General features: G+C 56.0%; 13 protein-coding genes and 2 tRNA genes. All 15 read right to left on the reverse strand.

Going from position 1 to position 16883, the window contains the following annotated elements; all coding sequences use genetic code 11:
* Positions 1 to 43: 43 nt before the first annotated feature.
* Positions 44 to 1378, reverse strand: coding sequence for an amino acid permease (locus L881_RS0100655; RefSeq protein ID WP_025731804.1), 1335 nt, complete (start codon positions 1376 to 1378; stop codon positions 44 to 46).
* A gap of 262 nt (positions 1379 to 1640) precedes the next feature.
* Positions 1641 to 3770, reverse strand: coding sequence for a polyribonucleotide nucleotidyltransferase (pnp, locus tag L881_RS0100660; protein WP_025731805.1), 2130 nt, complete (start codon positions 3768 to 3770; stop codon positions 1641 to 1643).
* Positions 3771 to 4069: 299 nt separating this feature from the next.
* Positions 4070 to 4339: a 30S ribosomal protein S15 gene (gene rpsO / locus L881_RS0100665; protein WP_025731806.1), complete on the reverse strand. Its 270-nt coding sequence runs from the start codon at positions 4337 to 4339 to the stop codon at positions 4070 to 4072.
* A 105-nt stretch (positions 4340 to 4444) separates the two neighbouring features.
* Positions 4445 to 5368, reverse strand: a complete 924-nt coding sequence (truB, locus tag L881_RS0100670; RefSeq protein ID WP_025731807.1) for a tRNA pseudouridine(55) synthase TruB — start codon at positions 5366 to 5368, stop codon at positions 4445 to 4447.
* Complete coding sequence (rbfA, locus tag L881_RS0100675; RefSeq protein ID WP_025731809.1) at positions 5368 to 5787, reverse strand: 30S ribosome-binding factor RbfA; 420 nt, start codon at positions 5785 to 5787, stop codon at positions 5368 to 5370. The genes truB and rbfA overlap by 1 nt, the downstream gene beginning before the upstream one ends.
* Positions 5788 to 5870: 83 nt before the next feature.
* Entirely contained in the window at positions 5871 to 8357 is a 2487-nt protein-coding gene (gene infB, locus L881_RS0100680; protein WP_025731810.1) for a translation initiation factor IF-2, read from the reverse strand.
* Positions 8358 to 8439: 82 nt separating this feature from the next.
* On the reverse strand, positions 8440 to 9936 hold the full coding sequence (nusA, locus tag L881_RS0100685) for a transcription termination factor NusA (protein ID WP_025731811.1): 1497 nt from the start codon (positions 9934 to 9936) through the stop codon (positions 8440 to 8442).
* A gap of 86 nt (positions 9937 to 10022) precedes the next feature.
* The gene (gene rimP / locus L881_RS0100690; RefSeq protein WP_025731812.1) at positions 10023 to 10508 is read right to left on the reverse strand and encodes a ribosome maturation factor RimP; all 486 of its coding nucleotides are present in this window, start codon (positions 10506 to 10508) and stop codon (positions 10023 to 10025) included.
* A gap of 245 nt (positions 10509 to 10753) precedes the next feature.
* Positions 10754 to 10830, reverse strand: a tRNA-Met gene (locus L881_RS0100695).
* Positions 10831 to 10923: 93 nt separating this feature from the next.
* A tRNA-Leu gene (locus L881_RS0100700) sits at positions 10924 to 11010 on the reverse strand.
* A gap of 205 nt (positions 11011 to 11215) precedes the next feature.
* Positions 11216 to 11677 (reverse strand): preprotein translocase subunit SecG, encoded by a 462-nt coding sequence (secG, locus tag L881_RS12565; protein WP_025731813.1) that lies wholly within the window; start codon positions 11675 to 11677, stop codon positions 11216 to 11218.
* Between the two features lie 4 nt (positions 11678 to 11681).
* Positions 11682 to 12431 carry a triose-phosphate isomerase gene (tpiA, locus tag L881_RS0100710; RefSeq protein ID WP_025731814.1) on the reverse strand — a complete coding sequence of 250 codons (750 nt, stop codon included), beginning with the start codon at positions 12429 to 12431 and terminating at the stop codon, positions 11682 to 11684.
* Between the two features lie 81 nt (positions 12432 to 12512).
* Positions 12513 to 13895: a phosphoglucosamine mutase gene (gene glmM / locus L881_RS12570; RefSeq protein ID WP_051464755.1), complete on the reverse strand. Its 1383-nt coding sequence runs from the start codon at positions 13893 to 13895 to the stop codon at positions 12513 to 12515.
* The gene (gene folP, locus L881_RS0100720; RefSeq protein WP_245587906.1) at positions 13892 to 14785 is read right to left on the reverse strand and encodes a dihydropteroate synthase; all 894 of its coding nucleotides are present in this window, start codon (positions 14783 to 14785) and stop codon (positions 13892 to 13894) included. Before folP ends, glmM begins: the two co-directional genes overlap by 4 nt.
* Positions 14786 to 14890: 105 nt before the next feature.
* Positions 14891 to 16867 (reverse strand): ATP-dependent zinc metalloprotease FtsH, encoded by a 1977-nt coding sequence (ftsH, locus tag L881_RS0100725; protein WP_025731816.1) that lies wholly within the window; start codon positions 16865 to 16867, stop codon positions 14891 to 14893.
* Positions 16868 to 16883 lie beyond the last annotated feature (16 nt).

A 16883-nucleotide genomic window follows, 5' to 3' on the forward strand; every position in this document is an offset into this window, starting at 1 on the left:
AGGTATTCCTATCAACACAGCAAGCCTGAATAGCGCTTCGGTACTATCCTCGCCGTGCCTGTCTGCGCTGTTTCCACCAGTGCACCAGATAGCACCAGCCCACAAACGGAATACCAATATAGAGCGAGATGCGCTGCTCGGGATCAAAGCCCACTCCCACCAGCGATGCGGCGCACACCAGCAGTGCCGCAATGGGAATAAGCGGATAGCATCTGACCCGATAGCCCAGATCCTCGACGCGGCCACCGTTACGCACATACTCGCGCCTGAACATCATTTGTGCCGCCGCAATGCTCATCCACACCAGCACCGCCGCCAGCCCCGAGATCGACAGCAGCGCCAGATAGACGGTATTGGGCGCATAGATACTGCTGGCCAGCGAAGCGAAGGAACCGATCATGCTGACGATCACCGCATTCAGCGGAATCCCCTTGCGCGTTAGCCGCGCATAACGACGTGCAATAAAGCCCTGATCGCCGAGTGTCCACAGCATGCGCGAAGCCGCATAAAGCCCCGAGTTGGCCGCCGATAGCATCGCGGTGATGATCACGAAATTGACGATATCCCCCGCGTAGGGAATGCCCGCCATATCAAACACCATGACGAAGGGGCTTTGATCAACGCCCGCCTGCTCCCTGGGGATCAGCATTGCCAGCACCAGTACAGTGCCGATGAAGAAGATCGAAAGCCGCACGATGGTCATGCGAATGGCTTTCTTGAGATCTTGCTGCGGATTCTTGGCTTCTCCAGCCGCCACCGCCACCAGCTCTGAGCCAGAGAAGGCAAACAGCACCAATAGCAAGGTCATGACCATTGACCAGCTACCGGTAGGAAAGAGACCTTCCCGCGTAAAGTTGGACAGGCCCGGCGCCTGATAGTGGGAGAAGCCCATCAGGATACCGGCACCGACAATCAGGAAGACAATGACGGTGGCTACCTTGATAATCGACAGCCAAAATTCGGTTTCAGCAAAGGTGCGTGCCGAGATGGAATTGATGATGAAAATGGCTGCCGCAAACACCGCGCACCACACGCCCACCGGTACATCGGGGAACCACTTCCGCATCAGTGAGCCTGCACCGATAAACTCCGACCCAATCGCCACCGCCCAGGTGAGCCAGTAAAGCCAGGCGACCGTATAGCCCGTGCCCGGCCCAAGATATCGGGCGGCATATACGCTGAATGAGCCGGTTTCAGGAACCTGTACCGCCAGTTCACCCAAGCAGCTCATCACCAGATACATCACCAGCGCGCCGATCATATAAGCGAGCAGCGCCCCCAGGGGGCCGGCCTGATTGATCGAATAACCAGAGCTAAGAAATAACCCCGTGCCAATAACACCGCCCAGCGCCAACATCACCATGTGGCGCGTTTGCATACTCTTTTGGAGGCTCTGTTGAGAACCTGTTGTCTGTTCGTTCATGCGGGTCTTACTCAAATCCAACAAGGTGTGTATCGCACAAGGACTACGCCCACACCATTCTGATTCACGCTACATGCGTTACCTTGAGCCAAAAGCGTCTCTATAGACAGAAGTCGCGATGACGAGAAACGTGCAACATATCGCTATCGAGGTTATGCAAAAGCCCCACAGGATGACCTGTGGGGCTTTCCATTGACGCTAGGCAAGCACTCGAAACCTAGTCGTTTTCGGCCAGGTCAGCTTCGAAAGCCGCTTTCTCTTCAGGAGTGATCTCCTTGATAGAGAGCTTGACGCGATTACGGTTGTCGATATCAAGCACCTTGACGGTAACCATCTGGCCTTCGCTAAGGTAATCTTTCACGTCATTAACGCGCTCAGGCACGATCTGTGAAATATGCACAAGACCATCGGTGCCCGGCATGAACGTAACGAAGGCACCGAAGTCGGCCAGACGCGCTACCTTACCGCGGTATAAGCGACCAATCTCAGGCTCGGCAACGATCCCTTCGATGGTTTCAACGGCCTTGCGCGAACCTTCCTTGCTCTCGGCGTAGATACGCACGCTGCCATCATCCTGAATATCAATGGAAGCGCCGGTATCTTCGCAAATCTGGCGAATGGTCGCGCCGCCCTTGCCGATCACATCACGGATCTTGTCGGTAGCGATCTGCATGGTCACCATGGCGGGCGCGTTATCGGACACTTCCTGACGGCCTGCGCTGATCACATCATTCATTTGGGCAAGAATGTGCTGGCGCGCTTCGTATGCCTGATCGAGCGCCTGCTCCATGATCGCTTCGTTGATACCTTCAATCTTGATGTCCATCTGCAGTGCAGTGACACCGTTGATGGAACCGGCAACCTTGAAGTCCATGTCGCCAAGGTGATCTTCGTCACCAAGAATGTCAGTCAGCACGGCAAAACGCTCGCCATCCTTGACCAGCCCCATCGCAATACCGGCTACCGGCGTTTTAAGCGGCACGCCTGCATCCATCAGCGCCAGCGAAGCACCGCATACGGATGCCATGGAGCTGGAACCGTTGGACTCGGTAATTTCGGAGACAACGCGAACCGTGTAAGGCCACTCCTGCTCATTGGGCATCATGGCAGCGACACCGCGCTTGGCGAGGCGGCCGTGGCCGATTTCGCGGCGCTTGGGCGAACCGAAGAAGCCAGCTTCGCCTACGCTGTAAGGAGGGAAGTTATAGTGGAACAGGAAGCGATCGCGGTGCTCGCCGTGTAGCCCTTCGATAAGCTGCGACTCTTTCAGCGTGCCCAGGGTGGTGGTAACAATTGCCTGCGTTTCACCACGGGTAAACATGGCAGAACCGTGGGTGCGCGGCAGTACGCCAACGCCAATATCCAGCGGACGAACAGTGCGGTGATCGCGTCCGTCGATACGCGGCTCACCGGTCAGAACACGCTCACGCACTACGCGTTTTTCCAGCGCGGCAAAGGCACCCGCCACATCGCCTTCACCATATTGGCTGTTATCACCCTGAGCGAGCAGTTGAATGGCTTCCTGCTTGAGTGCAGCAACGGCATCCTGACGCTTGAGCTTATCGGTGATGCGATACGCCTCGCCTACCTTCGCTTCGAAACCTGCCGACACAGCATCCTTGAGAGAAGTATCCACTGCTGCTGGCTGCCACTGCCAGGCAGGCTTGCTGCCTTCAGCCGCAAATTCCTTGATTGCCGAGATCGCGGTTTGCATCTCCTGGTGAGCGAAAAGAACAGCTCCCAGCATCTCATCCTCGGAGAGCTCCTTGGCTTCGGACTCTACCATCAGCACGGCTTTATCGGTGCCGGCAACTACCATGTCCAGCTCGGAACCCGCCAGCTCATCCTGAGTGGGGTTGATAAAGTAGCCGCGATCTTCGGTGAAGCCGACACGAGCAGCGCCAATTGGCCCACTGAAAGGCACGCCGCTGATAGCCAGCGCTGCGGAAGTCCCCAGCATGGCCGCAATATCAGGGTCGTTCTGCTTATCCGCTGACATCACCGTGCAGATGATCTGCACTTCGTTCATGAAGCCTTTGGGGAACAGCGGACGAATCGGACGGTCGATCAGGCGGGAAGTCAGCGTCTCTTTCTCGGTAGGACGTCCTTCGCGTTTGAAGAAACCGCCAGGAATTTTGCCTACGGCGTAGGTTTTTTCCTGATAGTGGACGGACAGCGGGAAGAAGTCCTGGTCTGCCTTGACATCCTTGCGGGCCACAACGGTACAGAGAACGGCAGTATTGTCGATAGTGATCATGACACTACCGGTCGCCTGACGGGCTACACGGCCCGTCTCCAGGGTGACGGTCTTGCCGCCATACTGGAAGGTTTTCGAAACAGGATTCACTCTGAATTCCTTAAATAATATCTACTTTTCTGTCGTGTTCGCGTTTTATGCGCTCGGCGTTATCTTAGAGGAGCGGGGCATCGGTGTCACTGGCACACCCGCTTTCTCCCGTTAGTTATCGCCCTTGTCAGAATGGCTACAGGAGCGCGCAGCATGGGCGGCATCAAAAGCGGGAAGCGCGTAGCCATGTCGGTGCAGACATCACGAGGAAAGAACACTAGCGTCTGCCCTATTAGAGGCATATAGAGGCATAAAAAAGGCAGCCACGAGGGCTGCCTTGCGATCCGTTTGGCGCGTGATTAGCGACGCAGGCCAAGACGTTTGATCAGGTTCTGATAGCGCTCGAAGTTTTTACCCTTGAGGTAGTCGAGCAGCTTACGGCGCTGGCTAACCATGCGAATCAGACCACGGCGGGAATGGAAATCCTGCTTGTGATCCTTGAAGTGTTCCTGCAGGCCGTCGATGTTGGCAGACAGCAGGGCAACCTGAACTTCGGGGGAGCCAGTGTCATTTTCGCCAGTACCGAATTCCTTGACGATTTCAGCTTTACGCTCGGCAGTAAGTGCCATGATGTTTCTCCAAATCAATATGCTTTGAAAAAAGCAGAGTGTCGAAGACCACGCATATTTGCAGTCTTCCGCGAAGGCAGCCCTCCTCCTGTATTGCTGCTGCAATCAGGTAGCAGTACTGCGCATAAGACGGCGCGGGGCCAATAACCCCTGCGCTGTCACTGTGACGAGCCCTAACAGACGCTCGTCGCAATAAATTCTTGCTGTGCTATCGACGGTCAGCGGTTCGCTGCCTTCAACAGCATCAATCTGTTGCCCAAGATTGAGCCGTGCCGCTCGCTCGGCATCAATATCAAGGCGGGGCAGATGGTCGATCAGGCAATCCAGAGGCAGTAGCCACGCATCACGAGTATCGCCAGCCGCTTCGATAGCCTCTATAGATAACAGCGCTGAAGCATCGAAACGCCCGGTCTTGATGCGCCGTAGCGCAGTCAAATGGGCACCACACCCCAGCTTTTCGCCGATATCCATGGCCAGTGTTCGAATATAAGTGCCTTTACTACAGGTCACCTCAACATCAAACCAGCCTGACTCAAGATCAAACTCACGAAGCGCAATATCATACAGGGTAACCTGCCTTGGCGCACGCTTAATCTCTTTGCCTTCGCGCGCCAGTTCATAGAGCGGACGCCCCTGATGCTTGAGCGCGGAAAACATCGGCGGCACCTGTTCTATCTCACCCTTGAACGCTTCAAGCGTGCTGCGCAGCAGCGATTCGCTTAGCGCCGGAAGGGAGTGCTCGGCCACCACCTTGCCCTCCGCGTCACCGCTGTCGGTGCTCACGCCAAGCTGAACTCTCGCGATATAGCCTTTATCGGCTTCCAGCGCGAAGGAGGAAAACTTGGTAGCCTCGCCCAGACACACCGGCAGCAGGCCGGTAGCCATCGGGTCAAGCGTACCGGTATGCCCCGCCTTGGCTGCCTGATAAAGCCAGCGTACCCGCCCAAGCGCCTGATTGGAGCTAAGCCCCTTGGGTTTGTCGAGCAGCAGTACGCCGTCGATATCACGTCCGCGACGACGACGTGCCATTACGACTGCTCCGTTGAATCACTCTGACTGGAGCCATCCTGGTCACTGTCACTCTGGCGCGACTGATCACTTTTAACGGCACGCTCAATGAGCTGCGACAGTTCGTTGCCTCGCGCAACGCTCTCATCGTAATGAAAGCGCAGTTCAGGCATATGACGCAGCTTCATGCGGCGGGCGACCTGGGTGCGCAGGAAGCCGGCAGCGTGTTTGAGAATCTTCTGATTCTCGCGCACACGTTCAGGATCATTCTCACCCAGTAGCGTGAAGTACACATCGGCATAGCCAAGATCGCGACTCACCTTGGCGTCACTGATCGTGACCATGCCAAGACGCGGGTCCTTGACTTCGCTCTGTACCAACAGCGCCAGTTCTTGCTTGAGCTGCTCGGCAACTCGGTCGGTTCGGCTGAATTCTCTCATCCAGACTCCTTCGCTCCATAAGACAGAAACACGCGAGCGGGCAGCACCTATACGCGTGCTACCCGCTCGATATGCTCGCCTCTTTAGAGGGAGCGTTCTACTTTCACCTGATCGAAGACCTCAATCTTGTCGCCGACCTGGACATCGTTGTAGTTACGAACACCGATACCGCACTCCATGCCGTTACGGACTTCGTTGACATCATCCTTGTAGCGGCGCAGTGATTCGAGCTCGCCTTCATAGATGACCACGTTGTCGCGCAGGACACGGATTTTCTTGCTGCGGTACACAGTACCCTCGACCACCATACAGCCGGCAATGGCACCGATTTTGGGAGCGCGGAATACGTCGCGCACTTCGGCGACACCCACGATCTCTTCTTTCCATTCGGGCGCCAGCATGCCGCTCATCGCCTGCTTGACCTCGTCGATCAGCTGGTAGATGACGCTGTAGTAGCGCAGGTCGAGCCCTTCGCGGTCGATAATCTCACGCGCGCTGGCATCGGCACGAACGTTAAAGCCCACGATAATGGCATCAGACGCCACCGCAAGGTTGGCATCAGTACCGGTAATACCGCCGACACCGGAAGAGACAACCGCTACCTTCACTTCACTGGTAGAAAGCTCTTCAAGCGCCTGACGAATGGCTTCAAGTGAACCCTGTACGTCAGCCTTGAGCACGATGTTGACCTGTGCAACATCTTCCTGCTCCATGCGCGAGAACATGTTCTCAAGCTTGGCTTTCTGCTGACGCGCCAGGCGCACTTCGCGGTATTTGCCGTGACGGAAGTTGGCGACTTCACGCGCTTTTTTCTCGTCATCAACAACGTTGAACTCTTCACCAGCGTCTGGCGTGCCGTCAAGACCAAGCACTTCGACCGGCATGGACGGGCCAGCAGAATCGACCTGTTGGCCAAGTTCGTTCACCAGCGCACGGACACGTCCATAGCGCAAGCCTGCCAGCACGATATCGCCTTTACGCAGCGTACCGTTTTGTACCAGCACGGTAGCGACCGGGCCGCGACCACGGTCAAGGCGAGACTCGATTACCACGCCCTTGCCTGGTGCTTCGGGCACTGCCTTCAGTTCCAGTACTTCGGAGACCAGCAGTACCGCTTCGAGCAGTTCATCAATGCCCTGCCCGGTTTTGGCAGATACTTCGACAAACTGGGTATCACCGCCCCAGTCCTCGGAAATAACACCGTGCTGGGAAAGCTCGTTACGCACGCGATCAATGTCGGCGCCGGCCTTATCAATCTTGTTGACGGCTACAACCAGCGGCACTTCTGCTGCACGCGCATGCTCAATCGCTTCGATGGTTTGCGGCATGACACCGTCATCCGCCGAAACGACCAGGATGACTACGTCAGTAGCCTGCGCACCGCGTGCACGCATCGCAGTGAAGGCAGCGTGTCCAGGCGTATCAAGAAAGGTCAGCTCGCCGTTGTTCTGCTTCACATGGTAAGCGCCGATGTGCTGGGTAATGCCCCCGGCCTCACCTGTGGCGACCTTGGCACGACGAATGTAGTCGAGCAGAGAGGTTTTACCATGGTCAACGTGGCCCATTACCGTGATAACCGGTGCACGAGTGACCTGCTCGCCGTCGTAGGAGATGCCTTCCAGCACCTCGGTTTCGAGGGCGTTATCCTTGATCAGCTTGGGCGTGTGGCCCATTTCCTCAACCACGATGGACGCAGTGTCCTGGTCGATGGTTTGGTTAATGGTGACCGCTGCGCCCATGGTGAACATGGTTTTGATCACTTCCGCTGCCTTGACAGACATACGGTCGGCCAGATCAGCAACGCTGATTGATTCGGGAATATTGACTTCGCGCACGATCGCTTGCGTAGGACGCTGGAAGCCATGCTGGTTATTCTGATCACCACCACGACGGCTGCCGCGACGCTCGGCACGCTTGGCCTTTTTACCCGGTCCGCTACGACGCTCATTACGCTCGTTGCGATCATCATCATCGCGACGCGGCCCGCCCTTGCGACCTGTTTTCTTGCCAGCATTATCGCCGCGACCACGGCGAGTGTCGTTGCGTGGCTCTTTCAACGGAGCATTGGCATTGACATCTTCCGCTGGCGCAGACTCATTGGCTTTGGCTTTATTGCCACCTTCTTCTGCGACTACCGCTGCAACGGCCGCCTGCTCAGGCGAAGTCGGCGCTGACGCCTCTTCCTTGGCAGCAGGCGCTTGCGCGGGCGCTTCCGGCGCAGCAGTGTCAGCAGCCTGGGCAGGCGCCTTTTCTACTGTCTCTTCGGGTTCAGGCTCGGACTCAGGACGCACATAGGTGCGCTTCTTGCGTACCTGCACCTCGATCGTCTTGTTGCGCTCGCCGGTACGAATACGACTTTTGGTTTTACGCGTCAGCGTAATGCGGTTACGGCCGGGGCCAGTACCGCCATGCTGAGCGGTGAGGTAATCGAGCAGCTTGCGCTTGTCTTCCTCGGAAACCACATCACTTTCCGATTTATGAGAAAGACCTGCCTCACCCATTTGTTCGAGCAAACGATCGACGGTGCGACCTACTTTGCCTGCGAAATCCTTAACTGTTGTTTCTGCCATAAGACCCTCCTGAACCCGTTTCCTTGCTTGCAACAGCGGCTGTGCCACTGGCTTTCAAGGCCGTTAACGCTTGCCCGCGTTATTAGGCCTCGCCCTCGAACCAAGGGGCACGGGCGGTCATAATCAGTGCTGCGGCGCGTTCTTCGTCCACGCCATCAATATCCTTGAGATCCTCAACCGACTGTTCGGCCAGATCTTCCATGGTGCGAATACCACGGCCCGCAAGAGCGACTGCTGTTTCACGATCCATACCTTCCATCGCGAGCAAGTCTTCTGCCGGGCCTTCGCCGTTAGCCAGCGTTTCTTCGCTCGCAATGGCCAAATTAAGCAATTCATCCTTGGCACGCGCGCGCAGCTCTTCTACCAGATCTTCGTCGAGCTCCTCGATTTCCAGCATTTCATCGAGCGGCACGTAGGCAATTTCTTCAAGCGAAGTAAAGCCTTCGTCCACCAGCAACCGTGAGAGTTCTTCATCAATCTCGAGATGGTTGATGAAATACTCGATAAAGCTATCGACTTCCTGATCGCGTTTGCCCTGAGCTTCTTCTTCGGTCATGACATTCAGCGACCAGCCGGTCAGCTCTGATGCCAGGCGAACGTTTTGTCCGGCACGACCGATGGCCTGCGCGAGGTTATCTTCACCTACCGCGACATCCATGGTGTGGGTTTCTTCATCCACCATGATCGACGCCACTTCCGCAGGTGCCATCGCGTTGATCACGAGCTGCGCGGGGTTATCATCCCACAGGATAATATCGACACGTTCGTTGCCAAGCTCGTTGGAGACTGCCTGAACACGCGAACCACGCATACCGACACAAGCCCCTACAGGATCAATGCGGCGGTCGTTGGTTTTGACGGCAATCTTGGCACGCGAACCGGGATCACGAGACGCACCCTTGAGTTCGATCAGCTGCTCGGCAATTTCCGGTACTTCAATACGGAACAGCTCGATCAGGAAAGCGGGCTTGGTACGCGACAGAATCAGCTGAGAGCCACGCGCCTCTGCATCCACCTTCCACAGCAGTGCGCGCACACGTTCGTTAAGACGATAGCGTTCACCAGGGATCATTTCGCTGCGTGGCAAAAAGCCTTCAGCATTATCACCCAAATCAATGATAAGGCCATCGCGTGTGGTTTTCTTGACGCCACCCGCTACGATCTCGCCTTCACGCTCGCTGTACTGGCGCACGATCTCGGCGCGCTCGGCTTCTCGTACCTTCTGGACGATAACCTGCTTGGCAGTCTGGGCGGCGATACGACCAAAGCTAACGGATTCGATCTGTTCTTCTACAACATGATCAAGCCCGATGGGCGGTTCACGTTCTTCACCTGCCGAGACCGGAATCTGACGCGCAGAGGTGGTGTAATCTTCGTCTGGCACCACCGTCCAACGGCGAAACGTTTCGTAGTCTCCCGATGTGCGGTCGATGGTGACACGAATGTCGACGTCTTGCCCTTCGAAGCGTTTGCGCGTTGCGCTGGCCAATGCTGACTCAACCGCTTCGAAAATGACATTACGAGGAACACCCTTTTCATTGGAAATTGCGTCAACGACCAGCAAAATCTCTTTGCTCATGTCTTTGCCTCGCCAGATAAATCGTTTAGTCCTGCAAACAACATTGCTATTTGCACTAGTTGGCTGCCGTTCGCCTGGATCACTGCTTAGTGCGTGCCGCCTTTGCCATCATTCTTTTCAAACTGCGGCACTACGTTAGCGCGATCAATCGTCTCGATGGGGAAGCCAAACTCCTCCTGGTCGACGCGTATAATGACGTCTTCCTCTTCGATACCCATCAAAAGGCCGCGGAACTTGCGCCGGTCTTCGAAGGCTTCGCGCAGTCGTACCTGCACGTAATGGCCTGCATATTTCTCGAACTGCGCCAATGTATAGAGCGGACGATCCATACCAGGAGAAGATACTTCCAGGTTGTAATGCCCAGAGATGGGATCTTCTACATCAAGAAGCGCGCTTACCTGACGACTCACCTGAGCGCAGTCATCGACATTAACGCCGTTGTCGCTATCAATATAGATGATCAGCCGAGAGTGCTTGCCCTGCGCCTGGTAGTCGATACCCCACAGTTCGAAACCGAGTGAGGTGACCGTCGGTTCGATCAGCGCATGAATAGCCTGTTCTCTGGTTGCCATAGAGCAGATCCTCAACACTGGAAATAGGGGGCATGGATAAAGGCCCTGCAAAAGACAGTTACGCACGCCGGGGCCGCGCGGAGATCGCTGGCACCCTGACGTTATGCAGGAAAGGAAGCCGACTGACAGCGTTATAGAGCAACGCTGCCACCGCGCAGAGACACCGGCGGAAAACTGGGTTCGGTGCAGAACCGCCCGCCAACAAAAAGCCCCTTCGAACAAGAAGGGGCTTTCCGAAAAAAACTTGGTAGCGGGGGCTGGATTTGAACCAACGACCTTCGGGTTATGAGCCCGACGAGCTACCAGACTGCTCCACCCCGCAACAACCATCGAATTTTAGTGAAGAACACAAGGTAGTCGAAGAAACCTTTTTACTCCGCGATCAACGTTCACCTGAAAATGAATGTTATCGCTTTGGTGCCGAAGGCGGGACTTGAACCCGCACGCCCGTTAGAGCACTACCCCCTCAAGATAGCGTGTCTACCAATTCCACCACTTCGGCTTTGGAGATGCGGCACTATACAAGGATCTTTGTTCGATAACAAGCGATTTAAAAAATACACTTGGAAATCAATTAACTTCTACCGGATACTCATGACCGTTATAGCGGCCCGATACATTACCGAAGAAGAAAACAGGACCCGACCTGCAAAGTGCTGGCGCATATTATCCACCCCGCGCCAAGGGCCGTCAAGAGAGCGTGTGCTCTATTGATCGTTACTGCCATTCTCACTGTCCGAGCCGGCTGCATCATCTGCTGCGGGCTGCTCTGATGCTGGAGCCGTCAGCTCGTTGCCATCGCTGTTGTTACTCGCAGCATTATTGCCCTGAGCAGGTGCTGCACTGTTATCAGCGTCGTCGAGCGAAGGAGCAGTGCTGCGGTGCTGCTGCTCAATCATATTGGCATCAGGAATACCGCTGGCCGCTTGCTGACCACCTGAATGTTTGGCCAACCAGCCGAGCGTTAGTGCTGTAACAAAGAACAACGCCACCAGTACGCCGGTCAACTTGGCAAGAAAGCTGCTGCTTCCGCGTGATCCGAAGACAGTTTGCGAAGCGCCACCACCAAATGCTGCTCCAGCTTCAGCACCCTTGCCTTGCTGAATCAACACCACGGCTACCAGCGCTACCGCCAGCAGTGCGTGAACCAAAAGAATCAAAAGTTGCATGTCATCAACCTGCTGCTTCACAAATAGTTAGAAAATCATTGATCTTGAGCGACGCACCACCAATCAGGCCGCCATCAATATCGGGTTGCGCCAGCAACTCTGCCGCGTTGCCCGCATTCATGCTACCGCCATACAGAAGGCGAAGTTGCTGCGCCAGGTCGGCATCGAACGAGCGCTGATAGTCACGAATAGAGGCCATGACCTCCTGCGCCTGCTCAGGTGTTGCGGTGCGCCCTGTGCCAATGGCCCATACCGGCTCATAGGCAATGACTACCTTTGAGCGTTGCTGGGCATCGAGCTGCGCCATTACATACCCCACCTGACGCAATACCACCTCGGTGGTTTTACCCGAATCACGTTCTTCAAGCGTTTCACCTACACACAGAATCGGCTTCAGGCCAGCACTGAGTGCAGCATGCACGCGCTGCAAGACATCTTCATCCGACTCGTGATAAAGCGAACGGCGCTCGGAGTGTCCGGCGAGCACGACATCAACCCCCAGATCGGACAGCATGGCTCCGCTTACTTCGCCCGTGTGTGGCCCGGAGGCAAGCGGGTTCAGTGACTGAGCGCCGACCTCGACGCCATGCGGCCCCAGCTTATCCTTCATTTCTGCAAGATAAGGGTATGGGGGCAACAGGGCCACCTCAACGCTTGCGGGCAGGCTTGCACCTTCAAGCGCGCGCTGGAATTCGTCGATTAGTGCGGAAGAGCCATTCATCTTCCAATTGCCAGCAATCAAGGGAGAACGCATCGGGCTACCTCAGTCAATGGGTGGCAAATGGTACTGAAGCCGTCGATGCAATACAAATCCAACGGCCCCAGTACGTCACTGCTACATGTTATTACGGATACTGTGTGCTATGCGTTCCGCCAGTTCCTTTACGTCGAAACGCGAATGAGCTTCTACCATGATACGGATAAGCGGCTCAGTGCCAGAAGGACGCAACAGCACACGGCCATCGTCCCCCAGCTCCCGGGTAACCGCCTCGACCGCCTGCTTGACCTCATCGGCTTCAAGAATGGCAGCACGATCGGCATTGTGATCCAGCCGCACATTGACCAGGGTTTGCGGCGCCTTGCCGAACCCGACCAATAGCTGCTCAAGGCTGCGCTGGAAACGCACCATGATAGAGAGCACCTGGAGCGCAGCAATAATACCATCGCCTGAGGTATGTACATGCTTGCAGACGATATGCCCCGAAGGTTCACCGCCCAGATGCCAGTCGGCTGCTTCCAGAAACTCATTGACGCTACGGTCGCCCACGTAAGCGCGCTTGAATGGAATGCCTTCTTTCTCAAGTGCTTGCGCCAGCCCCAGATTGCTCATGACGGTACCGACGACGCCACCATCCAGATTACCGCGACGTTTGCGGTCACGGGCAATCAAAAACAGAATATCGTCGCCATCGACTTCACGGCCGTTGGCATCAATCAGAATAACGCGATCACCGTCACCATCGAAGGCAACCCCCACATCCGCACGATTTTCGATCACTTTCGAGCGCAGCGCGATCGTATGGGTGGAGCCTACTTCACGATTGATATTGAGACCGTCAGGCGCGACACCAATGCAGCTTACTTCTGCACCAAGTTCTCTAAAGACACTTGGCGCAATGTGGTACGTGGCTCCGTTCGCGCAATCAAGCACTACCTTCAGCCCTTCCAGAGAAGAGCGTTCCGGCATCGTCGATTTACAGAATTCGATATAGCGCCCTGCTGCATCATCAATACGTGTAGCGCGACCAAGCTCGGTAGAACCCACTGTTTCCAGCGGTTTTTCAAGCTCCTGCTCGATCTCGCCCTCAAGCTCATCGCTCAGTTTGGTGCCTGCCGCCGAAAAGAACTTGATGCCATTGTCAGGGTGCGGGTTGTGCGAGGCGCTGATCACTACGCCAGCATGTGCCCTAAAGGTCTGAATCATATAGGCGATGCCGGGGGTTGGCATCGGCCCCAGCAGTAATACATCGACACCAGCGGCAGAAAAGCCAGCCTCCAGCGCCGCTTCAAACATATAGCCCGAGATACGCGTATCCTTGCCGATGATAACGCGCGCCTTTTTATGCCGACGCGCCAGCACTCGCCCGCACGCCCAACCCAGCTTGAGTACGAAATCAGCGGTAATCGGGGCAATACCCACTGTGCCACGAATACCATCGGTGCCGAAATAACGCCGCTCGTGGGGGGCTGCGCTAGAAGGGGAAGATACTGAACTCATGCCTGACTATTCCTGTTTATAACGGCCCAGGTCATATCCACCGCATCGCGGGTGGGGGCAACATCATGGGTACGGATAATGCGAGCGCCGCGCTCGACGGCCAGCGCGGTGAGCGCCAGCCCACCGGCAAGACGTCCGGCACCGTTTACGCCCAATGCACGGGGAGTGCCATCGGCCTTGGCGAGCACTGCGCCAATCATACTCTTGCGCGAGACACCGACCAACAGCGGCAGGCCAATCTGCTGACACTCAGCCAGCCGCTCAGCCAGTTCAAGATTGTGCTCGACCGTTTTTCCAAAACCAAAACCGGCATCAACCAATAGACGTTCGCGCTGAATGCCTGCATCAACGCAAGCGGCCACACGCTCTTCAAGCATGGTGATAACCGCCTGCGCAATCGGCTTATCGTAATGCGGCGCCTGCTGCATCACTTGTGGCTCGCCATTCATGTGCATAACGCACACCGCCATATCGGTTTCGCAGACGGCTTGCAGCGCCCCTGGGCGTACCAATGAGCGCACATCGTTGATGATTCCCGCGCCCAGCCTGCCCCCTTCACGCATGACCCTGGCAGAACTGGTATCGAGAGAGACCAGCGCCCCCAGTTCACTGACCAGCTTTTCCACTACCGGCGCGACTCTGTCCAGCTCTTCGCTCTCACTGACCTCACTTGCGCCGGGGCGGGTCGATTCACCGCCGACATCAATAATATCGGCACCTTCGGCAAGCATTTTTTCAGCCTGCTCAAGCGCAGTATCAAGAAAGGTATAGCGACCACCATCGGAGAAGGAGTCAGGCGTCACGTTGAGAATACCCATCACCCGCGGCCGGGTAAGGTCGAGGGGGCGGCCGGCACAATCAATAATCGAGGGGGAGAAATAGCAACTCATGGGCGATGGCATTCACACTGTAAAAAGAAGAATCTGCGTCAGACAAGAAAAATCGCGACCGTTACTATAACGGTCGCGACGGATGTTGCGGGCGCTAAACGATCGTCAGCGAGTCGAATCCCCTAGCGTGTTATCGCCGGACTGATCAGACGAGCCGCCATCCTGTTCAGGCTTCTTGCTGTCATCACTCGGTGCGCTACCGGCACCATTCTGCTCGATAATTGCCCCACCGCTGGATGAGCCATTGTCGCTGCTATCCTTGGGCGGCGAAGGAAACTTGCCTTCCATGATCTCTTTGATCTGGTCGGTATCAATTGTTTCGTACTTCATCAGCGCCTGAGCCATGAGATCAAGCTTATCGCGGTTCTCTTCCAGAATACGCTTGGCAGTGGAGTAGCACTCATCAATGATCTTGCGCACTTCGCGGTCGATCTTCGCTGAGGTTTCACCCGATCCCATCATCGAACTGCCGCCGGCACCGCCCAGGAACTGATGCGAATCATCTTCATCGTACATCAGCGGCCCCATCTCTTCAGAGAGGCCCCATTTGGCGACCATGCTGTGCGCAATTTCGGTCGCGCGCTTGATATCGTTCGAGGCGCCAGTAGTGACACCATTGGGGCCAAGCGTCATCTCTTCAGCAATTCGGCCACCAAACAGTGAGCACAACTGGCTGATCAACTGCTGACGCGAATAGCTGTAACGATCTTCGTTAGGCAGGAACATGGTGACACCCAGCGCTCTACCACGCGGAATAATCGTCACCTTGTACACGGGATCGTGATCGGGAACGATCAGGCCGATAATCGCATGCCCTGCCTCATGATATGCCGTGTTGCTCTTCTCTTTTTCGGACATCACCATTGATTTGCGCTCGGCGCCCATCATGATCTTGTCCTTGGCTTCCTCAAGCTCACGCATTCCTACCAGACGCAGGTTACGGCGCGCAGCAAAGAGAGCCGCTTCGTTCACCACGTTCGCCAGCTCGGCACCGGAAAATCCGGGAGTACCACGGGCAATCAACTGCGGCTTCACATCATCAGCCAGCGGCACTTTGCGCAAGTGCACGTTGAGAATGTGCTCACGTCCGCGAATATCAGGCAGCCCTACCGTGACCTGACGGTCAAAGCGACCTGGACGCAGCAGGGCGGGGTCCAGTACATCAGGACGGTTGGTCGCAGCAATCACGATAGTACCGTCATTCGCCTCGAAGCCATCCATTTCGACCAGCAGCTGGTTCAGCGTCTGTTCACGCTCATCATGACCGCCACCTCCCATATTGCCGCCGCGCGAGCGACCTACCGCATCAATCTCGTCGATAAAGATAATGCAGGGCGACTGCTTTTTGGCCTGCTCGAACATGTCGCGTACACGAGAGGCACCGACACCGACAAACATCTCGACAAAATCGGAACCGGAGATACTGAAGAACGGCACTTTGGCTTCACCCGCAATCGCCTTGGCGAGCAGCGTTTTACCGGTGCCGGGAGGCCCCACCATCAAAAGCCCGCGCGGAATCTTACCGCCAAGCTGCTGGAACTTGCTGGGGTCCTTGAGGAAGTCGACGACCTCTTCCACTTCTTCCTTGGCTTCATCACAGCCAGCAACGTCTTTAAACGTCGTCTTGATCTGATCCTGCGACAGCAGCTTGGCCTTGGACTTGCCGAAGCTCATCGGGCCGCCCTTGCCACCGCCGCCACCCTGCATTTGGCGCATGAAGAAGAAGAAAATGGCAAGAATAATCAGAATCGGGAAGCTGGCGATCAGCAATCGCGACCAGATACTCTGCTGTTGAGGCTCTTTGCCTTCGATCACTACCTTGTGCTCAAGCAGATCGCCGATCAGCTGCGGGTCCTGGGCGGCGGGCCGAGTCGTCTGAAAGTCAGAACCATCGTCGCGCTGTCCACGAATGGTGTAACCGTCAATCGTCACCTTGCTGATCTGATTATTCTGAATCTGCTGCACAAATTGCGAATACGGCACAGACTGCGGCGCCGAATCAACACTGAAGTTGTTGAACACCGTAAGCAATACTGCGGCGATGATCAGCCAGAGAATCAGGTTTTTTGCCATGTCGTTCAAGAGACACCCTCACTTC

The organism is Carnimonas nigrificans ATCC BAA-78, from assembly GCF_000526695.1.
Taxonomy (GTDB): domain Bacteria; phylum Pseudomonadota; class Gammaproteobacteria; order Pseudomonadales; family Halomonadaceae; genus Carnimonas; species Carnimonas nigrificans.